Source organism: Photobacterium sanguinicancri (assembly GCF_024346675.1).
GTDB lineage: Bacteria > Pseudomonadota > Gammaproteobacteria > Enterobacterales > Vibrionaceae > Photobacterium > Photobacterium sanguinicancri.
On record NZ_AP024850.1, the window covers coordinates 985789 to 1006123 of the forward strand.

Here is a 20335-nt window from a genome sequence, read left to right on the forward strand (position 1 = left end):
CATAGGGGGAACTAAGGGTGAATATTCTTGGATATTTTCAAAAAGTAGGTAAAGCATTGATGGTGCCAGTCGCCACATTGCCTGCCGCAGCAATCTTAATGGGTATTGGTTACTGGATTGACCCGGTAGCCTGGGGCGGTAACAGTGCACTAGCAGCGTTTTTGATTAAAGCTGGTGCCGCTATTATCGACAATATGTCTGTACTCTTCGCAATTGGTGTTGCGTACGGCATGTCTAAAGATAAAGACGGTGCAGCTGCACTTTCTGGTTTTGTTGGCTTCTTAGTTGTTACAACGCTGCTTTCTCCGGGCGCTGTTGCACAAATTCAAGGTATTGACCCAAGTGCAGTTCCTGCCGCGTTTGGTAAAATCAATAACCAATTCGTAGGTATCCTTGTTGGTATCACTTCTGCTGAAATCTACAACCGTTTCTCTGCTGTAGAACTTCACAAGGCATTAGCATTCTTCTCTGGTAAGCGTTTGGTTCCTATCCTAACGTCTTTCGCTGGTATCTTTATTGCTTTCGTTCTGATGTATATCTGGCCTGCTGTATACGGTGGTCTAGTAAGCTTCGGTGAAACAATTCAAGGTATGGGTGAGGTAGGTGCTGGTCTTTACGCATTCTTCAACCGTCTATTGATTCCTGTTGGTCTTCACCACGCACTTAACTCAGTATTCTGGTTCGACGTAGCGGGCATTAACGATATTCCTAACTTCCTTGGTGGCGCGAAATCTATCGCTGATGGTACGGCAACTGTAGGTGTTACAGGTATGTACCAAGCTGGTTTCTTCCCAATCATGATGTTTGGTCTACCAGGTGCTGCACTTGCGATGTACCACACAGCTAAAGCGAAGAATAAAGAAAAAGTAGCATCTATCATGATCGCTGCAGGTTTCGCATCATTCTTCACGGGTGTTACAGAGCCGCTAGAATTCGCATTCATGTTCCTAGCGCCTGCACTATACGTAGTTCACGCAGCACTTGCTGGTCTATCTGTATACATCGCTGCATCTATGCAGTGGATTGCTGGCTTCGGTTTCTCTGCAGGTTTAGTAGATATGGTTCTATCTACTCGTAACCCACTAGCAGTTAACTGGTACATGCTAATCGTACAGGGCGTTGTATTCTTCGGTCTTTACTACACTATCTTCCGCACAGTTATCGTTAAGTTCAATCTTAAGACGCCTGGTCGTGAAGATGATGATGTAGAAGAGTCTGGTGTAACTGGCTCTAAAGAAACAGGTGAACTTGCTAAGCAATACCTTAAAGCGCTTGGCGGTCACGGTAACCTAGAAAACATCGATGCTTGTATCACACGTCTACGTCTTACTCTTAAAGACAGTAGCCTTGCGAACGAAAAAACATTGAAAGCACTAGGTGCAATGGGTGTGGTTAAACTAGGTTCAAACAACCTACAAGTTATCCTTGGCCCACTAGCTGAAATCGTTGCTGGCGAAATGAAAAAAATCCCAGCATCTGAAGACCTATCTGCAGTAAAACTGCCTTAGTCTCTTCAAACAGCTAAGTAAGTGTTAATTGTTATCGGCCTCTATTTGAGGCCGATATTTTAAGTAGAAGCAGAGCTTAAAGGAGATGATTTCTGTACCCCTCATTGTCATGGTGCATTTAATAATGGCAAAGATGATGGAAGGTTCAGAAGTTATTTCGGTGACTTCCCCTTGTTTTTCAGGGGCAGGTTGTTCTCAATCCCATTGTGGACTCCTGAGTGGAATGTTGTTTATTGGTGCTAAATTGGCATTGTGGTAAAATCATGTATTGTATTAGCCCCGCTATTGCGGGGTTTTTTTATCCATATCAACAAACAATGCATACTATTTGTTGAGTCGTGAGCCATATTTATGGATCATAGAAGACTCAAAAATCCTGTAAGCACACGAGGTCTAATTGATGAGTGAATCTGAAGCTCGTCCATCAAACTTTATCCGCCAAATTATTGATGCGGATTTAGCCAGTGGCAAACATTCAAACGTCCATACCCGATTCCCGCCGGAGCCGAACGGCTACCTGCATATTGGCCATGCTAAATCTATTTGTTTGAACTTCGGTATCGCTCAGGACTACCAGGGACAATGTAATCTTCGCTTTGATGATACGAACCCTGAGAAAGAAGACATCGAGTACGTTGAGTCTATTAAGAACGATGTTAACTGGTTAGGCTTCGAGTGGAGCGGTGAGATTTGTTACTCATCTAACTACTTCGATAAGCTACACGGGTTTGCAGTTGAACTAATTAATAAAGGCTTAGCGTACGTTGATGAGCTAAGTCCAGAGCAGATGCGCGAATACCGTGGCACATTAACTGAGCCAGGTAAGCATAGCCCATACCGTGATCGTAGTGTTGACGAAAACATTGCACTGTTTGATCAAATGAAAAATGGTGAGATTGAAGAAGGCAAGATGTGTCTTCGTGCCAAGATCGATATGGCATCACCATTTATGGTAATGCGCGATCCGGTTCTTTACCGTGTTCGTTTTGCTACTCACCACCAAACTGGTGATAAGTGGTGCATCTACCCAATGTATGACTTTACGCACTGTATTTCGGATGCGTTAGAAGGCATTACGCACTCAATTTGTACGTTAGAATTCCAAGATAACCGCCGTCTATATGATTGGGTTTTGGATAACATCACAATTGAGTGTCAACCGCATCAGTACGAGTTCAGCCGCCTGAATCTTGAATACACGGTAATGTCTAAGCGTAAGCTAAACCAATTGGTTACTGATAAATTAGTATCAGGTTGGGATGACCCACGTATGCCAACTATCTCTGGCCTACGTCGTCGTGGCTTTACGTCTGCATCTATCCGTGAATTCTGTAAGCGTATTGGTGTTACTAAGCAAGATAACACGATCGAAATGAGCTCGCTTGAGTCTTGTATTCGTGATGATCTAAACACCAATGCACCACGTGCAATGGCAGTGCTTGATCCGATTAAAGTGGTTATCGAAAACTTTGGTGATACTGAAGTACTAACGGTTGCTAACCACCCGAACAATCCAGAGATGGGTGAGCGTCAGGTGCCATTTAGCCGTGAAGTTTACATCGAGCGTGATGACTTCCGTGAAGAAGCGAACAAGAAGTACAAACGTCTAGTTTTAGGCAAAGAAGTACGTCTACGTGGCGCGTATGTGATCAAAGCTGAACGTATCGAAAAAGATGCTGAAGGTAACATCACAACGATCTTCTGTACTTACGATGCTGATACGTTGGGTGTGAACCCTGCTGATGGCCGTAAAGTGAAAGGTGTAATTCACTGGGTATCCGCAGAAGCGGGTCTTCCAGCTGAATTCCGTTTATACGATCGTTTATTCACAGTGCCAAACCCGGCTGCTGCTGATGATTTTGTTGCGGTTATTAACCCTGAATCGCTAGAAGTGCAAAATGGCTTTGTTGAACCATCGTTACAAACGGCAGAAGCTGAGAAAGCATTCCAGTTTGAGCGTACAGGTTACTTCTGTGCTGACATTAAAGACTCTTCTGCAGAGAAACTTGTCTTTAACCGTACTGTTGGTTTACGTGACACTTGGGCAAAAATTGGTGATTAATCACTGGTTATAATGCACAAACAAAAAAACCAGCCTTCGGGCTGGTTTTTTTTCGTTAATTTAATGCAGTGGATTAAGTGTTGAGCTCTTAATCTTATAATTTTAGTCGCTGCAGTAAATTATTTTCGGTCGTGAAGGCTTTCGTCTTCCGCGCAGTTACCTTCCATGCAATGACCGTAGAGGTATAGGCTATGGTTGGTTAACTTCACATTAAAGCTTGAAGCAATTTGCTTCTGGCGTTCTTCAATTACATCATCAGAGAACTCAATTACTTTGCCACAATCAAGACACACTAGGTGATCATGGTGATGTTGAGTCGCTAATTCAAAAACAGACTTGCCGCCTTCGAAGTGATGGCGTGTCACGATGCCAGCATCATCAAATTGGTTTAAGACGCGGTAAACAGTCGCAAGGCCAATCTCTTCACCAATATCGATTAGTTTTTTATACAAATCTTCAGCACTAATGTGCTGGCAATCTGGTTGTTGTAACACTTCTAAAATCTTTAGACGTGGAAGCGTAACCTTCAAACCTGCTTGTTTTAGTGCATGGTTATTATCTGACATCTGGGTTTCCTATTGGCTAGCCGCAAAGTTGGTCTGCGGTAGTCTTTCTCGTATTTATTTATTATAAGTGACGATAAGGTAACAATAAACCTTAAAAGCGGATGAATCTAGTCAGCCTCAAATAATTAGTCTGTTTTTTAAATCGTCATATGCGTATGTGTGAATGCTTAGTTGGTTATAGTTATTCTTACTGTAAATAAATTCGCTTTTTTTGTTGTTACTAAATTGTTAGTCTTTGTGTCTGAGCCTCATCGTACCAGTTGAAAGGAATCGGCCTGTGTATAAATACTATAAACCCAATATTGTTCGGCATGCATTAAATCTTTGGCCTCCTTTTTGGGGAGCGGGGATTAACATAACTCACATCAGCGATGATTTTCGGGCGGTAGACGTAAAGCTTAAATTACGTTGGTGGAATAAAAATGCTAATCGTACCCAGTATGGTGGAAGCATATTTTCACTGACGGATCCTATTTATGCATTAATGCTGATGGGAATCTTAGGCAATGAGTATTATGTTTGGGATAAACAAGCAGATATTAACTTTTTAAAACCAGGCAGTTCTGATCTGAGTGCACAGTTTGTTATATCAGATGATTGTGTACGTTGGATTAAGCAGCACACTGCGACAGGTGATAAATGCTTCCCTGAATTTGTTGTGAATGTGATGAATGCAGAGGGAGATATCGTGGCAACAGTGAAACGTGTGCTCTATGTACGTAAAAAACCGCACTTTCGTGAAGATTCCACAAATGCAGAGGAAGTACATCAGTAGTCGATTTTTCGTATCTGCAAATAAAGGCGGTATCGAAGCTAGTATCTAAATGTGTCATTACGTTTTAGCAGGCAATAAAAAACGCGCTTAAAAGCGCGTTTTTTTGATGCCGAAATAAATTAGTCTGCTAATTCAGCTAGGCACATTTCTTCATAGATTTGACCAACCCACTTCTGAACACGTTCTTCAGTTAGTTCAGGCTGGCGATCTTCGTCAACACATAGGCCTACAAAGTGATTATCATCAACTAAGGCTTTAGATGCTTCAAACTCGAAGCCTTCTGTAGAGAAGTGACCAACAACTGTTGCACCACGGCTTTCTACGATGTCACGTAAGCTACCCATCGCATCGCAGAAGTATTCTGCGTAATCTTCTTGGTCACCACAACCAAAGATAGCAACAAGCTTGGTTGAAAAGTCGATGCCTTCTAGTTCAGGGAAGAAATCATCCCAATCACACTGAGCTTCACCGTAGTACCAAGTAGGGATACCTAACAGAAGAAGATCAAAATTATCGATGTCTTCTTTGCTGCTTTTAGCAATGTCTTTAACTTCAACTAAGTTTTTGCCTAGTTGCTTTTGAATCATTTTCGCGACAGCTTCGGTATTACCTGTGTCGCTACCAAAGAAGAGTCCAACGCTCGCCATAGTAGAGATTACCCGTATATAAGATTATGACCGAAAAAATATTAACGGTTTTTAGTAACTAGTTCAGGAAACGCCTGAAATAATTTTAATGATAATCGTTTTGATCAACTAGTGCGATAGCTTTTGTATCGAACTATCTCCATGATTATCATATGTTCAGTGAACACGCTGCTTAGCATGTGATTTTATGCTAAGAAACAAAACATTATCCGAGGCCAGCACCTTCCCAACTTAGTTGGATTAACCCTTTGGTTATAAAGCCTGCACAGCCCAGAAATAGCACTAGCCAAACAATTTTCCGTCCAAACGGTGGCACATTGCCTTGATTGAGCACATCTTTTATCGCCATTCCGATAAAGAAAAAGATCAATGCAAACAACAAGTCCAATCCGATGGATTCAAGCAGATCCATATGCTCGTATAACACACTGTCTCCCTACAACGTTTGAGCTAGGGCGAGACTATAACATAACCCATAGCTCACTGTTAACGCTTGCAAACGGTAATCAGCAATATTGATAGCGATACCATCAAGAGAGCTCAGTGCGATAAGGCATTGGTTATAATGCGCGTTACGAATTCAAGAAGTTTAGAATAATTCGGCTAACGACGTCGGGTTTTTCAGCATGGAGCCAGTGGCCTGTATTGGCGACCATATGGGCTTTAGCGTTGGGGAACTGTTTCGCAACGTCATTTCGGTGTGCCGTTTGAATATATTCGGAATTTTGACCTTTAATAAATAAAGTTTTACCAGTGAAAGGCTCAATAGGGGACCAACCCATAATGGTTGAATAATTGGCGATGAGTGCCTCAACATTGAAGCGCCATGCATACCCGTTATCGCCTTTAGCAAAAGACTTTAGTAGGAACTGACGTACCCCAGGTTCAACCACATGCTGAGCTAAGTAGGTTTCCGCTTCGCTTCGCTTGCTTACTGTATGTTTTGCTACTTCGAGTAGGCCTGCAAACACATTTTTATGGCGGTGTTCTTGGTAAGCAACAGGGGCAATATCCATGACGATAAGTTGGGTTAAGCGATCTTGAGCGATCTCGCTTAATGCCATGGCAACTTTACCACCCATCGAGTGACCAATTACAGAGAACGTATTGAGCTGAAGATCATCTACGACGGTGAGCACGTCTTGTGCCATCTCACGGTAGGTAAAACAGTCACTTTTAGGCGACTGACCATGATTGCGTAGATCCACGCTGATCACTTGGTAGTGTTCTTTAAGTACTCGGGCTAACAAGCCGAGGTTGTCTAAACTGCCAAAAAGGCCATGGATCAAAATGATCGCTTCGCCTTCGCCTTCCACGCGATAATGAAGATTCACCGACTAATTTCTCTTGTTGTTAATGGTTTTCCGTAGAGTATAACCGTATATCACGTTATAATCGCATCGTGAATTTTTAAACGGAACGATAATGAACACTACGATGAAGACGATTGAAGTCGACGACGAGCTATACCGCTATATTGCTAGCCAAACTCAGCATATAGGTGAAAGTGCCTCTGACATTCTGCGTCGATTACTGATGATGCCTCAGGAAAACCTTCAGGTTGCAGTTGCACCTGAAACGGTAATGCCTGTTCGCCCACGCGGTATCGTTGTAAGTAAAGATGCTGGTAATACACCGCAAATCGATCGTGTAAAAGAAATGCGATCGCTATTGATCTCTGACGAGTTCGCGGCACAGGAAAAAGCCATTGGTCGCTTTATGATGATCCTATCATCTCTTTATCGCATTGATTCTAAAGGGTTCACAGAAGCTGCGGCCATTAAGGGGCGTACGCGTGTATATTTCGCAGATCAAGAAGAGACTTTACTTGCGAGTGGCAAAACGACAAAACCAAAAGCCATTCCTGAGACACCTTTCTGGGTAATTACAAATACGAATACTGACCGTAAACGCCAAATGGTAGATCAACTGATGACTAAAATGGGCTTCGGTGGTGATATTACCGAAAAAGTTTGCGGTGAAATTTAAGGGCAATAAGCCTCTCTTTTTACAAGGATAGAAAATTTTATGGCGATTCATCCTCGTGCTGGGCAGCAAGCCCAGCAAGAAGATATGCACAATATTCCAGCGTTAGTGGCTAATTACTTCCTAATTGAACCTAAGGCTAATAATCCGCAGCAAGCAGTTGCTTTCGGGACTTCTGGTCACCGTGGTACCGCCGATAAAGGCACGTTTAATCAGCATCATATTTGGGCAATTGCTCAAGCGGTAGCTGAAGTACGTGCAGAAAAAGGTGTTACAGGTCCGCTTTTCTTAGGTAAAGATACTCATGCACTGTCAGAGCCTGCATTTACTTCTACATTAGAAGTGCTGGTAGCGAATGGTGTTCAGGTTGTTATCCAAGTCGGTAAAGGCTATACCCCAACACCGGGTATCTCGCATTCCATCCTTTGCCATAATAAAGTGAATACTGACAAAGCTGACGGTATTGTTATTACGCCTTCACATAACCCACCGCAAGACGGCGGCATTAAGTACAACCCTGTACATGGTGGCCCGGCGGAAGGTGAGCTCACTACAGCAATTGAAGCGCGTGCTAACGCGATTATTGCGAATGGTTTAGTGGATGTGAAGCGTGTTGCGATTGAAGATGCATTGGCAAGTGAGCTTGTCGTAGAGCTAGATTTGGTTGCACCTTATGTTGACGATCTTGTTAATGTAATCGACATGGCTGCAATTCAAAAAGCGAAGCTAACAATCGGTGTTGACCCTCTGGGTGGCTCTGGCATTGAATACTGGCGCCAGATTGCGGCACATTACGGTTTAGACCTGACGCTGGTGAATGAGTCTATCGATCCATCGTTCCGTTTTATGTCATTAGATAAAGATGGCGTAGTACGTATGGATTGCTCGTCTCCTTACGCAATGGCAGGCTTACTTGCGCACAAAGACAAGTACGACTTAGCGTTTGGTAATGACCCTGATTATGATCGCCATGGTATTGTCACACCAGCAGGTTTAATGAACCCGAACCATTACTTGGCAGTGTGCATTGATTACTTATACCGTCACCGTCCTGAATGGTCTGAAAGTGTTGCGGTTGGTAAAACATTAGTATCAAGCGCTTTGATTGACCGTGTGGTTGCTGACCTTGGCCGTGAGCTTTGTGAAGTACCAGTTGGGTTTAAGTGGTTTGTTGATGGTTTGTATTCTGGTGAGCTAGGCTTTGGTGGTGAAGAGAGTGCAGGTGCATCTTTCTTACGTACCAATGGTACGCCTTGGTCTACCGACAAAGACGGCATCTTACTTTGTCTTTTAGCTGCTGAAATTACAGCGGTGACAGGTAAGAATCCGCATGAATATTACCTAGATCTCGTGGCTAAGCACGGTGAGTCCCAGTATAACCGCCTACAAGCTGTTGCCAATGGTGAGCAAAAAGCAGTACTAAGTAAGCTTTCACCTGAAATGGTAGCGGCAGAAACACTGGCTGGTGATCCTATCACTGCGCGGTTAACACACGCATCAGGTAATGGCGCTGCAATTGGTGGCTTGAAAGTAACAACTGATAACGGTTGGTTTGCTGCTCGTCCATCAGGCACTGAAGATATCTACAAGATCTACTGCGAAAGTTTCAAAGGCGAAGAACACCTTCGTTTAATTGAAAGCGAAGCACAAGAAATTGTGAGTAAAGTATTTGCAGACGCAGGTTTGTAATTAGCCTTACAGCTAGATTATTACATGATGAAAAGACGCCAAGCGGCGTCTTTTTTTATGTCTGAAATTCGGCTACTTCGCGATAAGGTCGTTGTTATGCAAAGGCCAATGATCGGGAACGATAAACCATACTTGGTCATTTTGGTCGATTGCCTGAGTTGGCGTCGTCAACTGATTTAGTTCAAGGTATGGTGATTTTTTTTGTGTACTGGTGCTGGGACGAGGCGGGCAGATCCACTGAGGTTTACTAAGAGTAAAGAACTGATAATGCTTTTTGGTTAATGCAATCGCTTGATGTTTGAAACACCACTTACCGTTAACGGTTGCTGGATTTATTGCAATGTTCGACCCCTGTTGTTTGTCATCTATGCAATCAAATAGCCTGCCTTGCATGATCAGGCGTTTGTGTCGAATTAAACCGTATTGCGATTGGAGCACTGTCTGATAAGCGGGGTGTTCAGTGAGGCGCAATTGATGATCAACCATTCGTGCGGTTTTTTTATCAAGGTTGTCACTGGCATTTGGACCAAGCCATTGCCCCTGATAGGCAAGATAAAACTTGATTGCAACCTCCCAATGTTCTACCTCGTTCGTGCGTAAGTTTTTGACCAGAAAATCGATAGCGCCTAGCGTTTGGTTTTGCCAATTTAGCTGCACTTCTTCCGCCACGAGTGCGTAATCTGGGTGAGCATTGATCAGCTGTAGCCAAAGCCATTGATAGTAAAACCCTAAGCGTCGGTTCCCTTCATAAGCCTCAATGTTGGGGATATGAGCCTTGCTTTTGAATGCAGTTAACCAAGCATCATCAATTTGGAATCGCTGTTGGTTGGTGAGCGAAGGGAGAGTTAATACCGCATTGAAGTCGTTTGCGATTTGTTGGACATCGTCATAACAAAGTTGTGTTTTCATTCAATACATTATCTAAATGGCTTTTCACCATTGTAAGCGGGTGATCTGGGTGATGACAATGGCTACACTATAGGTATTAACTTCACCTGTCGTCAAATGGAAGACTGAATGAATAATTTAAAATTAGAAGCTGTATTAAATAAGCTACTTAGCCCACACTTAATTAAAGACTACTGCCCAAATGGCTTACAGGTTGAAGGTAAGGCTGAAGTTAAAAAAATTGTGACTGGCGTGACAGCTTGTCAGGCTTTAATTGATCGCGCTATTGAAGAAAAAGCCGATGCGCTAGTGGTTCATCACGGTTTCTTCTGGAAAGGTGAAGCCGCTGAAATCCGAGGCATGAAGTTTCGTCGAATCAAAGCGCTGATGGATAACGGCATTAATTTATACGCTTATCATTTGCCGTTAGATGTCCATTCAGAGCTCGGTAATAATGCACAACTCGCTAAACTGTTAGGGTTTGATGTACTGGGTGGCTTGGAAGCGGATAACCCGAAATCCGTAGCAATTCACGGCCAACTTGAAGAGCCATTAACAGGTGAAGAGTTGGCGGCACGTATCGCGATGACCTTACATCGTGAGCCTTTGCATATTGGTGATAATGCGCCTGCTGAAATTAAAACCGTCGGTTGGTGTACTGGTGGTGGTCAGGACTTTATCGAATTAGCAGCACAGAAAGGCCTTGATGCTTTTATTTCTGGTGAGGTCTCTGAGCGGACAACCCATATTGCACGTGAATTAGGCATTCATTATTTCGGTGCAGGGCACCATGCGACAGAGCGCTATGGCGTGAAAGCATTGGGTGAGTGGCTGGCGCAAGAGCACCAGTTTGATGTAACTTTCATTGATATTGATAATCCAGTTTAGTGGTGTAGGCATCATTGATGCCTGCTTCATGAATACAGCCTCGTTTGGTACGTATGATTGGTATAAAAAAGGGTTGCCACTGGCAACCCTTTTTCGTTCTATTGTTTTGTAAGGCTATTCACGCTCATGAATTGGCTGGAATTCACGTTGTGTGTAACCCGTGTAAAGCTGACGAGGACGACCAATACGGTTTGTAGGATCGGCATGCATCTCGCTCCAGTGCGCAATCCAGCCGACAGTACGCGACATCGCGAAAATTACTGTAAACATAGATACTGGAATACCGATTGCTTTCAGGATGATACCTGAGTAGAAATCGACGTTCGGATATAATTTCTTATCAATAAAGTATGGGTCAGAAAGTGCAATACGCTCGAGTTCCATTGCTACATCAAGTAGTGGATCTTGAATGTTAAGCTCTTCCAATACTTCATGACATGCTTCACGCATTACAGTTGCACGTGGGTCATAGTTCTTGTAAACACGGTGACCGAAGCCCATTAGGCGGAACGGGTCATCTTTATCTTTAGCACGATCAATGTATTCAGGGATCTGATCAACACTGCCAATTTCTTCGAGCATCTTCAGACAAGCTTCATTAGCGCCACCATGCGCAGGGCCCCAAAGTGATGCAATACCTGCTGCAATACAAGCAAATGGGTTAGCACCAGAAGAACCAGCAAGACGTACGGTTGACGTTGATGCATTTTGTTCATGATCAGCGTGCAGGGTGAAAATTTTGTCCATAGCACGTGCGACAACCGGGCTCACTTCGTACTCTTCACAAGGTGTAGCGAACATCATATGCAAGAAGTTTTCTGCATAATCAAGATCATTGCGAGGGAAGATAAACGGTTGGCCAATGGAATATTTGTAACACATCGACGCTAATGTTGGCATTTTAGACAATAGACGGAAGGCCGTGATTTCACGGTGCTCGTCGTTATTAATGTCTAATGAATCATGATAGAAGGCGGCAAGTGCCCCAACCACACCACACATAACAGCCATTGGGTGCGCATCACGACGGAATCCATGGAAAAAGCTCGCAATTTGCTCGTGTACCATAGTGTGACGAGTCACAGTGGTACGGAAGTTTTCGTACTCTTCACGAGTCGGTACTTCGCCATATAATAGGACGTAACAAACTTCAAGGTAATCAGCATTGTTGGCGAGTTGATCAATAGGGTAGCCGCGGTGCAGAAGAATACCTTTATCACCATCAATGTAGGTGATTTGTGATTCACACGAAGCAGTGGCTAGAAAACCAGGGTCGAATGTGAAGTAACCGTTAGCGCCTAGTTTACGCACATCAATTACCTCTGGCCCCTGAGTGCCCCCGATAATCGGCAATTCGATAGGAGCCTTCCCTTCAATATGAAGAGTAGCGTTCTTATCTGCCATAACAATCTCCTTTGTTTTTTATAATCCTAATCCAAGGCGGATGCATATTTGTTGTACCGCCCGAAGCTCATTTTGTCAATTTTTGTGCTGTGATGTGTGCGCTTGTTAATAACTTTCGATAAAAACGTACGAATTCCCGAAACCGTGTTAGATGTCATGTTAAGAGGTTTGTAATTGGTTGTTACGGGGCATATAATCGCGGCAGGTCTCTAGCACAGCTATGCTGGTAACAAATGTTCTAGTCATCAATGTTATTAGTAACTTAAAGCTATAAATGTTCTAAATGTATAGTAGAACAACATAATAACCGTAAGTTACTAGAATGTTGCATTTGTTTGAGAGGCTAAGTGGAAAAATGAACTGGAGAGTTCATTCATAAAAATAATGCGCTCCAAAGGAGCTGAGTGGGCAATGACCGTGAAAGTAAAAAAGCCAAGACCTGTCAACCTCGACCTACAGACGATTCGCTTTCCTCTGACTGCGATTGCGTCGATCGTACACCGTGTATCCGGCGTTATTACGTTTGTTTCTATTTCTATCCTACTGTGGCTGCTCAACATGTCACTTTCTTCCCCTGAAGGCTTTGCAAGTGCTGCCGACATCGTTGATAGCTTCTTTGTGAAATTTGTTCTGTGGGGAATCCTAACTGCGCTGTTTTATCACATCGTTGTGGGTGTCCGCCATTTAATGATGGATATGGGGTATTTCGAAGAAATGGAAACTGGGATTGCAAGCGCTAAAATTAGCTTCGCAATTACAGCGGTACTTTCTGTATTTGCAGGAGGCTTAGTATGGTAGGCAATGTTTCAACTGTCGGCCGCAATGGCATACATGACTTCATTTTAATTCGTGCAACTGCACTGATCCTTACACTTTACACCTTCTATATGGTCGGATTCTTCGCATTTGGTCCGGAATTAACGTTTGAAACTTGGTCTGCATTTTTTGGCCAGTTAAGTACCCGTGTATTCACACTGCTAGCGTTACTTTCGATCTTAGTACATGCATGGATTGGCCTGTGGCAAGTACTCACTGATTATATTAAACCCGCAGCTTTACGTGCAGGGCTTCAGTTGGGAGTGGTTGTTGTTCTTCTTGTTTACCTGTTTTCAGGTTTTTTAATAGTGTGGGGTGCGTAAGTGAGCATTGCAGTTCGAGAATTTGATGCTGTTGTTATTGGTGCTGGTGGTGCAGGTATGCGCGCCGCACTTCAAATTTCTGAGCAAGGCTTAAAATGTGCCTTGTTGTCTAAAGTATTTCCTACCCGCTCACACACTGTATCTGCTCAAGGTGGTATTACCGTTGCCCTTGGTAATTCTCACCCAGATAACTGGCAGTGGCACATGTACGATACCGTAAAAGGTTCTGACTACATCGGTGACCAAAACGCCATTGAATACATGTGCCAGAATGGCCCAAAATCAGTTATTGAACTAGAAAAAATGGGACTGCCATTTTCTCGGTTTGATAACGGCACTATTTATCAACGTCCTTTTGGCGGCCAATCAAAAGAGTTTGGTGGTGAACAAGCGGCACGTACCGCTGCCGCTGCCGACCGAACAGGCCACGCCTTGCTTCATACGCTTTACCAACAAAATATTAAACACAAGACAACCATCTTTTCTGAGTGGTATGCGCTTGATTTAGTGAAAAACCAAGATGGTGCCATCTTAGGTTGTACGGCGCTTTGCATGGAAACCGGTGAGATTTGCTACTTCAAATCAAAAGCAACCATCCTAGCAACTGGTGGTGCTGGCCGAATTTACGCATCAACAACCAATGCACACATCAATACCGGTGACGGTGTAGGTATGGCGCTACGTGCTGGTGTTCCAATGCAAGACATCGAGATGTGGCAATTCCACCCAACAGGTATCGCTGGTGCTGGTGTGTTGGTTACAGAAGGCTGTCGTGGTGAAGGTGGCTATCTGCTGAATAAAGACGGCGAGCGCTTTATGGAACGTTACGCACCGAATGCAAAAGATCTTGCTGGTCGTGATGTTGTCGCGCGTTCAATGATGGTTGAAATTCGTGAAGGCCGCGGCTGCGATGGTCCATGGGGGCCACACATTAAGCTGAAGTTGGATCACTTAGGTAAAGACGTACTTGAATCTCGTCTCCCTGGTATTTGTGAACTTTCACGTACCTTTGCACATATTGACCCAGTGAAAGAGCCAATTCCTGTTATTCCAACCTGTCACTACATGATGGGCGGTGTCCCAACACAAGTTTCAGGGCAAGCTCTAAAACAAACTGCATCAGGCCAAGACGAAGAAGTTCAAGGTTTGTTTGCTTGTGGTGAGATCGCTTCGGTATCGGTACATGGCGCCAACCGTCTAGGTGGTAACTCACTGCTGGATTTGGTGGTTTTTGGCCGTGCAACAGGCTTACACCTTGGCGAAACCTTAGCGGCACAATCGGAAGCTCGTCCCGCAACAGATTCTGATATTGAAGCATCACTAAGCCGTGTTAACCGCTGGAATACGACCCAAAAAGGTGAAGACCCAGTAGAAATCCGCAAAGACCTGCAATCTTGTATGCAGAACAACTTCTCGGTATTCCGTGAAGGTGATGCGATGGCGAAAGGCCTGAGTGAACTGAAAGTTATTCGCGAGCGCTTGAAAGAAGCGCGTCTAGATGACACATCGTCTGAATTTAATACCCAGCGTATCGAGTGTCTTGAACTTGATAACTTGATGGAAACGGCATACGCAACAGCGGTTGCCGCAAATTACCGTACTGAAAGCCGTGGTGCCCATGCGCGTTTTGACTTCCCTGAACGTGATGATGCGAATTGGTTGTGCCACTCAATTTACAACCCAGAGACAGAAGAGATGTCGAAGCGTGATGTCAATATGGCACCGATTCATCGTGAAGCTTTTCCGCCTAAAGCTCGTACATACTAGGGGAGGGATAAATTATGAAACTGAATTTTTCAATTTACCGTTATAACCCTGATGTCGACAATGCACCGCATATGAAAGGTTACATTCTTGATGTGCCTGAAGGTTCAGACATGATGGTACTGGATGCGTTAATTTTGCTGAAAGAGCAAGACTCAACGTTATCATTCCGTCGTTCATGTCGCGAAGGTGTCTGTGGTTCAGACGGTATTAACATGAATGGCAAAAATGGGTTGGCTTGTATCACACCACTCTCGGCGCTAACTGGCGAGAGTACAATAGTGATCCGTCCATTGCCGGGATTGCCTGTAATTCGTGATCTAATCATTGATATGGATCAGTTCTATACAAACTACGCCAAGGTGAAGCCATTTCTTATCGATGATGGCTCATTACCACCGGCACGTGAGAACTTGCAATCACCAGAAGATCGCGCGCATTTAGATGGTTTGTACGACTGTATTATGTGTGCATGTTGCTCTACTTCTTGTCCTTCATTCTGGTGGAATCCCGACAAGTTTATTGGTCCTGCTGGCTTGCTTGCTGCCTATCGTTGGCTAATTGATAGTCGAGACACTGCAACAGATGAGCGATTATCCGATCTCGACGACGCTTTTAGTGTTTTTCGTTGCCATGGCATCATGAACTGTGTAAATGTTTGTCCTAAGGGATTAAATCCGACGAAGGCAATCGGACATATCAAAACTATGCTGCTTAAACGCGCAGTATAAAATTCATATTATCGATATGCTGGTGACCAATAAATTGGAAGCCAGCTTTTATAAGCTCGGCTTAGACCAGAGCAATTGGCGATAACTAGTGGTTAAGGGAAAACAATGCAGAATGGCGTTATGAAGACATGGCTTGAGTCTTCACACCTGGCTGGCGCCAATGCGACTTATGTAGAGGATCTCTACGAGTTGTATCTTAGCGACCCAGACTTAGTTGATGACGTATGGCGAGACGTATTTGACGGCTTACCTGTAGCGGAAGAGACCGTTGTTGAACAACCTCATTCGCGTGTACGTGATTACTTCCGACGTTTAGCTAAAGAGACAACTTTTTTAAGCGCAAGCGTCAGTGATCCAGATGTGGATGCCAAGCAGGTTAAAGTTCTACAGCTCATTAATGCGTACCGCTTCCGCGGACACCAACACGCAAATCTTGATCCGCTTGGCATATGGCAACGGGAAAAAGTCGAAGACTTAGATCCAGCTTTCCATACACTAACAGCGGAAGACTTCGATCAAAGCTTCAACGTGGGTTCGTTTGCTATCGGCAAAGAAACCATGAAATTGTCTGAAATTTATGACGCATTGAAAAAAACCTACTGTGGTTCAATCGGTGCGGAATATATGCACATGACAAACACAGATGAAAAACGTTGGATTCAACAACGTTTAGAATCCGTGGTGGGTCAAGGTACTTTCAGTCAAGAAGAAAAAATCACTTTCCTAGAAGAACTCACTGCAGCTGAAGGGTTAGAACGTTACCTAGGGGCTAAATTCCCTGGTGCTAAACGTTTCTCGCTTGAAGGCGGTGATGCAATGATCCCTATGATGAAAGAATTAATTCGTCATGCGGGTGCACAAGGTGTTCGTGAGGTTGTTGTGGGCATGGCTCACCGAGGCCGCTTGAACATGTTGGTAAACGTTCTAGGCAAAAAACCACAAGACTTATTCGATGAATTCGCGGGTAAACATGGCGAATCATGGGGTACGGGTGATGTGAAATATCACCAAGGTTTCTCAGCAGACTTTGCAACACCGGGTGGTGATGTGCATTTAGCATTGGCATTCAACCCATCTCACCTTGAAATTGTAAATCCTGTGGTTGTTGGCTCTGTGCGTGCTCGTCAAGATCGTTTAGGCGATTGTGATGGCTCTAAAGTACTGCCGATTACTATTCATGGTGACTCTGCAATAGCAGGGCAGGGCGTAGTGGCTGAAACATTCAATATGTCTCAGTCCCGTGGTTACCGCGTGGGTGGAACAGTACGTATTGTTGTTAATAACCAAATCGGTTTCACGACATCAAATCCTCAAGATATGCGCTCAACGCAATACTGTACCGATATTGCAAAAATGGTTCAGGCTCCGATTTTCCATGTAAATGCGGATGATCCTGAAGCCGTTGCATTTGTAACGCGCATTGCATTTGATTACCGAAATGAATTCAAACGTGATGTTGTGATTGATTTGGTATGTTACCGCCGTCATGGCCACAATGAAGCTGATGAGCCGAACGCGACTCAGCCTCTGATGTACCAAAAAATCAAGAAACATCCCACTCCACGTAAAATCTATGCGGATGCTTTAACGGATGTTTCAACCGTTGAGCTAGAAACAGCAACGGCACTGATTAATGAATACCGTGATGCATTAGACCGCGGTGAGTGTGTGGTGAAAGAGTGGCGCCCAATGAAACTGCATTCAGTGGATTGGGAACCTTACTTAGGCCATGACTGGACAGTCGATTGGACAAGCAAAGTTGACAAGCAGCGTTTAGTTGAACTTGGTCAGCGAGTGTGCCAGTTCCCTGATAGCCACACGCTACAAAGTCGTGTTCAAAAACTCTACAACGATCGTTTGTTGATGATTGCTGAAGAGAAAGCGGTTGATTGGGGTATGGCTGAAACACTCGCCTATGCGACTTTGGTTGATGACGGTAATCGTATTCGTATTACTGGTCAGGATTCGGGGCGCGGTACCTTCTTCCACCGTCATGCGGTTCTACATAATCAAGGCGATGCAAGTACCTATATTCCGCTGGCTAATATTCATGATAAGCAAGGCACTTTCCAAGTGTTTGACTCTGTTTTATCGGAAGAGGCAGTGCTGGCATTTGAATATGGTTATGCAACAGCAGAGCCAAGCGTTTTAACCGTTTGGGAAGCACAGTTTGGCGATTTTGCAAATGGTGCTCAGGTTGTTATCGATCAGTTCATCAGTTCTGGTGAACAAAAGTGGGGCCGTATGTGTGGTTTAACCATGCTGCTACCACACGGCTACGAAGGGCAAGGTCCAGAGCATTCATCTGCTCGTCTAGAACGTTACTTGCAGTTATGTGCAGAACAAAATATGCAAGTAATCGTACCGTCTACGCCAGCACAGGTTTACCACATGCTGCGTCGTCAGGTGGTTCGCCCTATGCGTCGACCTATGATTGTAATGTCACCTAAATCATTACTTCGCCATCCTCTTTGTACTTCAACGATGGATGAGCTGGCGAATGGCAGTTTCCAACCTGCGATTGGCGAAGTTGATGACCTTGATTCAACACAAGTAAAACGTGTTGTGTTCTGTTCAGGTAAAGTCTATTTCGACCTGCTTGATCAGCGTCGTAAGAATGAACAGACTGATGTGGCGATTGTTCGTATTGAGCAGCTTTACCCATTCCCTAAAGAAGATGTTGAAGCAGCATTAGCTGATTACCAACATGTATCGGATTTTGTATGGTGTCAGGAAGAGCCACAAAATCAAGGGGCATGGTATTCAAGCCAGCATAATTTCCGTTCAGCATTGCCAAAAGGCGCTGATCTTAATTATGCCGGACGTCCAGCTTCTGCTTCTCCGGCTGTAGGTTACATGTCGGTACACTTGAAACAACAAAAAGCGTTAATTGAAGACGCATTGACTATTGCTTAATTGAGCCCTAGTGACCTCGATTAGGCACTGGAACAAAAAGGAAAAAACCGATATGACAATCGAAATCTTCGTTCCCGATTTACCTGAATCTGTTGCAGATGCGACAGTAGCAACATGGCATAAAAAACCTGGTGATGCGGTAGCACGCGATGAAGTGTTAGTCGACATTGAAACGGATAAAGTTGTACTAGAAGTTCCCGCGCCTGAAGACGGAATTCTAGAAGCAATTTTTGAAGGTGAAGGTACGACCGTTCTTACCAAGCAACTGATTGGTAAACTAAAAGTTGGTGCTGTTGCCGGTGAGCCAACAAAAGATGTACCAGCTGAAGCTGAAGCGTCACCAAACAAACGTAATACAGCGGCTCTTTCTGAAGAAAATAATGAAGCGCTGAGCCCGACGGTACGTCGCCTACTTGGCGAGCACAGCATCAAAGCATCTGATGTAAAAGGCACGGGAGTTGGTGGTCGTATTACTCGTGAAGATGTTGAAGCTTACGTAAAAGAAGCTAAAACTGCGCCTGCTACAGCTCCGGTTGTTGAAGCTAAAGTAGAAGCGCCACTTGCTCATCGTAGTGAGAAGCGAGTACCAATGACACGCCTACGTAAGCGTGTTGCTGAACGTTTGCTTGAAGCGAAAAACAGTACAGCGATGCTAACGACATTCAATGAAGTAAACATGAAGCCAATCATGGATCTTCGTAAGCAATACAAAGACATCTTTGAAGAGCGTCATGGTATTCGTCTTGGTTTTATGTCTTTTTACGTGAAAGCGGTTGTAGAAGCACTAAAACGTTACCCTGAAGTCAATGCATCTTTAGATGGCGAAGACATTGTTTACCATAACTACTTTGATGTCAGCATTGCGGTGTCAACACCTCGTGGTTTGGTAACGCCAGTGCTACGTGATTGCGACAAGCTAAGCCTTGCTGAGATTGAAAAAGGTATTCGCGAACTCGCATTGAAAGGCCGCGATGGCAAACTGACAGTTGATGATCTAACGGGTGGTAACTTTACCATTACCAATGGCGGCGTATTTGGGTCGTTAATGTCGACTCCGATTATTAACCCACCACAATCTGCGATCCTTGGTATGCACAAAATCCAAGACCGCCCAATGGCTGTGGGTGGCAAAGTTGAAATTTTACCGATGATGTACCTAGCACTGTCTTATGATCACCGCATTGTAGATGGTCGTGAATCAGTGGGTTATTTGGTTACGATTAAAGACTTATTAGAAGACCCAACACGCCTATTACTAGACGTGTAATACCTGGTTGATAAATAGTGCAGGCCGAACATGCTCACGTTCGGCCTAGTTTGAGTTCAGGTATGAGTGGTGTAGGGCATAAGTGCTACATCAGATGGATATAAC

The 20335-nt window shown here is 44.1% G+C and carries 19 protein-coding genes; 13 read left to right on the forward strand and 6 right to left on the reverse strand.

Features of this window, described 5'->3' with window-relative positions; translation table 11 throughout:
• Positions 1–17 precede the first annotated feature (17 nt).
• The 3 genes from nagE to glnS all read left to right on the forward strand — a co-directional run bounded on the left by nagE (position 18) and on the right by glnS (position 3570).
• Entirely contained in the window at positions 18–1508 is a 1491-nt protein-coding gene (nagE, locus tag OCU87_RS04875; protein WP_062689880.1) for an N-acetylglucosamine-specific PTS transporter subunit IIBC, read from the forward strand.
• Positions 1509–1632: 124 nt separating this feature from the next.
• Positions 1633–1767 (forward strand): hypothetical protein, encoded by a 135-nt coding sequence (locus OCU87_RS04880; RefSeq protein ID WP_261857925.1) that lies wholly within the window; start codon positions 1633–1635, stop codon positions 1765–1767.
• Between the two features lie 141 nt (positions 1768–1908).
• Positions 1909–3570, forward strand: coding sequence for a glutamine--tRNA ligase (gene glnS, locus OCU87_RS04885; RefSeq protein ID WP_062689882.1), 1662 nt, complete (start codon positions 1909–1911; stop codon positions 3568–3570).
• A 119-nt stretch (positions 3571–3689) separates the two neighbouring features.
• On the opposite strand, the gene fur is transcribed toward glnS, so the two are convergent.
• Positions 3690–4136, reverse strand: coding sequence for a ferric iron uptake transcriptional regulator (gene fur, locus OCU87_RS04890; RefSeq protein ID WP_062689883.1), 447 nt, complete (start codon positions 4134–4136; stop codon positions 3690–3692).
• A gap of 277 nt (positions 4137–4413) precedes the next feature.
• Here fur and OCU87_RS04895 point away from each other — a divergent pair, with 277 nt between their 5' ends.
• Positions 4414–4911 (forward strand): DUF4442 domain-containing protein, encoded by a 498-nt coding sequence (locus tag OCU87_RS04895; RefSeq protein WP_261857926.1) that lies wholly within the window; start codon positions 4414–4416, stop codon positions 4909–4911.
• 119 nt (positions 4912–5030) lie between these two features.
• Here the strand turns inward: OCU87_RS04895 and fldA are convergent, their stop codons facing one another.
• The 3 genes from fldA to OCU87_RS04910 all read right to left on the reverse strand — a co-directional run bounded on the left by fldA (position 5031) and on the right by OCU87_RS04910 (position 6892).
• Positions 5031–5558, reverse strand: a complete 528-nt coding sequence (gene fldA / locus OCU87_RS04900) for a flavodoxin FldA (protein WP_062689887.1) — start codon at positions 5556–5558, stop codon at positions 5031–5033.
• A gap of 205 nt (positions 5559–5763) precedes the next feature.
• Positions 5764–5985: a DUF2788 domain-containing protein gene (locus OCU87_RS04905; protein ID WP_094956952.1), complete on the reverse strand. Its 222-nt coding sequence runs from the start codon at positions 5983–5985 to the stop codon at positions 5764–5766.
• Positions 5986–6130: 145 nt separating this feature from the next.
• Positions 6131–6892 (reverse strand): alpha/beta fold hydrolase, encoded by a 762-nt coding sequence (locus tag OCU87_RS04910; protein WP_062689889.1) that lies wholly within the window; start codon positions 6890–6892, stop codon positions 6131–6133.
• A 103-nt stretch (positions 6893–6995) separates the two neighbouring features.
• On the opposite strand from OCU87_RS04910, the gene seqA reads away from it, so the two are divergent.
• Together seqA and pgm are read left to right on the forward strand one after the other, a co-directional pair.
• Positions 6996–7547, forward strand: a complete 552-nt coding sequence (seqA, locus tag OCU87_RS04915) for a replication initiation negative regulator SeqA (protein ID WP_062690032.1) — start codon at positions 6996–6998, stop codon at positions 7545–7547.
• Positions 7548–7586: 39 nt separating this feature from the next.
• Positions 7587–9233: a phosphoglucomutase (alpha-D-glucose-1,6-bisphosphate-dependent) gene (gene pgm / locus OCU87_RS04920; RefSeq protein ID WP_261857927.1), complete on the forward strand. Its 1647-nt coding sequence runs from the start codon at positions 7587–7589 to the stop codon at positions 9231–9233.
• A gap of 72 nt (positions 9234–9305) precedes the next feature.
• On the opposite strand, the gene OCU87_RS04925 is transcribed toward pgm, so the two are convergent.
• Positions 9306–10142, reverse strand: coding sequence for a DUF1853 family protein (locus OCU87_RS04925; protein WP_261857928.1), 837 nt, complete (start codon positions 10140–10142; stop codon positions 9306–9308).
• A 108-nt stretch (positions 10143–10250) separates the two neighbouring features.
• Here OCU87_RS04925 and OCU87_RS04930 point away from each other — a divergent pair, with 108 nt between their 5' ends.
• A complete protein-coding gene (locus OCU87_RS04930; protein WP_261857929.1) occupies positions 10251–11009 on the forward strand; it encodes a Nif3-like dinuclear metal center hexameric protein in 759 nt (252 codons plus the stop codon).
• A gap of 114 nt (positions 11010–11123) precedes the next feature.
• Here OCU87_RS04930 and OCU87_RS04935 read toward each other — a convergent pair whose 3' ends face one another.
• A complete protein-coding gene (locus OCU87_RS04935) occupies positions 11124–12413 on the reverse strand; it encodes a citrate synthase (RefSeq protein WP_048898703.1) in 1290 nt (429 codons plus the stop codon).
• A 411-nt stretch (positions 12414–12824) separates the two neighbouring features.
• Here OCU87_RS04935 and sdhC point away from each other — a divergent pair, with 411 nt between their 5' ends.
• The 6 genes from sdhC (at position 12825) to odhB (ending at position 20230) form a co-directional block, all read left to right on the forward strand.
• The gene (gene sdhC, locus OCU87_RS04940; RefSeq protein WP_062689896.1) at positions 12825–13211 is read left to right on the forward strand and encodes a succinate dehydrogenase cytochrome b556 subunit; all 387 of its coding nucleotides are present in this window, start codon (positions 12825–12827) and stop codon (positions 13209–13211) included.
• Complete coding sequence (sdhD, locus tag OCU87_RS04945; RefSeq protein WP_094956947.1) at positions 13205–13552, forward strand: succinate dehydrogenase, hydrophobic membrane anchor protein; 348 nt, start codon at positions 13205–13207, stop codon at positions 13550–13552. The genes sdhC and sdhD overlap by 7 nt, the downstream gene beginning before the upstream one ends.
• Positions 13553–15319, forward strand: a complete 1767-nt coding sequence (gene sdhA, locus OCU87_RS04950) for a succinate dehydrogenase flavoprotein subunit (protein ID WP_261857930.1) — start codon at positions 13553–13555, stop codon at positions 15317–15319.
• A 14-nt stretch (positions 15320–15333) separates the two neighbouring features.
• The gene (locus OCU87_RS04955; protein WP_062689901.1) at positions 15334–16047 is read left to right on the forward strand and encodes a succinate dehydrogenase iron-sulfur subunit; all 714 of its coding nucleotides are present in this window, start codon (positions 15334–15336) and stop codon (positions 16045–16047) included.
• Positions 16048–16152: 105 nt separating this feature from the next.
• Positions 16153–18963, forward strand: coding sequence for a 2-oxoglutarate dehydrogenase E1 component (sucA, locus tag OCU87_RS04960; RefSeq protein WP_261857931.1), 2811 nt, complete (start codon positions 16153–16155; stop codon positions 18961–18963).
• A 52-nt stretch (positions 18964–19015) separates the two neighbouring features.
• Positions 19016–20230: a 2-oxoglutarate dehydrogenase complex dihydrolipoyllysine-residue succinyltransferase gene (gene odhB / locus OCU87_RS04965; RefSeq protein WP_261857932.1), complete on the forward strand. Its 1215-nt coding sequence runs from the start codon at positions 19016–19018 to the stop codon at positions 20228–20230.
• Positions 20231–20335 lie beyond the last annotated feature (105 nt).

What these genes read in the sequence shown, in the direction of transcription:
- OCU87_RS04880 (WP_261857925.1), top strand. Translation starts at nt 1,633, where the DNA reads ATGGCAAAGATGATGGAAGGTTCAGAAGTTATTTCGGTGACTTCCCCT.
- glnS (WP_062689882.1), top strand. Translation starts at nt 1,909, where the DNA reads ATGAGTGAATCTGAAGCTCGTCCATCAAACTTTATCCGCCAAATTATT.
- fur (WP_062689883.1), bottom strand. Translation starts at nt 4,136, where the DNA reads ATGTCAGATAATAACCATGCACTAAAACAAGCAGGTTTGAAGGTTACG.
- fldA (WP_062689887.1), bottom strand. Translation starts at nt 5,558, where the DNA reads ATGGCGAGCGTTGGACTCTTCTTTGGTAGCGACACAGGTAATACCGAA.
- seqA (WP_062690032.1), top strand. Translation starts at nt 6,996, where the DNA reads ATGAAGACGATTGAAGTCGACGACGAGCTATACCGCTATATTGCTAGC.
- pgm (WP_261857927.1), top strand. Translation starts at nt 7,587, where the DNA reads ATGGCGATTCATCCTCGTGCTGGGCAGCAAGCCCAGCAAGAAGATATG.
- OCU87_RS04925 (WP_261857928.1), bottom strand. Translation starts at nt 10,142, where the DNA reads ATGAAAACACAACTTTGTTATGACGATGTCCAACAAATCGCAAACGAC.
- OCU87_RS04930 (WP_261857929.1), top strand. Translation starts at nt 10,251, where the DNA reads ATGAATAATTTAAAATTAGAAGCTGTATTAAATAAGCTACTTAGCCCA.
- OCU87_RS04935 (WP_048898703.1), bottom strand. Translation starts at nt 12,413, where the DNA reads ATGGCAGATAAGAACGCTACTCTTCATATTGAAGGGAAGGCTCCTATC.
- sdhC (WP_062689896.1), top strand. Translation starts at nt 12,825, where the DNA reads ATGACCGTGAAAGTAAAAAAGCCAAGACCTGTCAACCTCGACCTACAG.
- sdhD (WP_094956947.1), top strand. Translation starts at nt 13,205, where the DNA reads ATGGTAGGCAATGTTTCAACTGTCGGCCGCAATGGCATACATGACTTC.
- OCU87_RS04955 (WP_062689901.1), top strand. Translation starts at nt 15,334, where the DNA reads ATGAAACTGAATTTTTCAATTTACCGTTATAACCCTGATGTCGACAAT.
- sucA (WP_261857931.1), top strand. Translation starts at nt 16,153, where the DNA reads ATGCAGAATGGCGTTATGAAGACATGGCTTGAGTCTTCACACCTGGCT.
- odhB (WP_261857932.1), top strand. Translation starts at nt 19,016, where the DNA reads ATGACAATCGAAATCTTCGTTCCCGATTTACCTGAATCTGTTGCAGAT.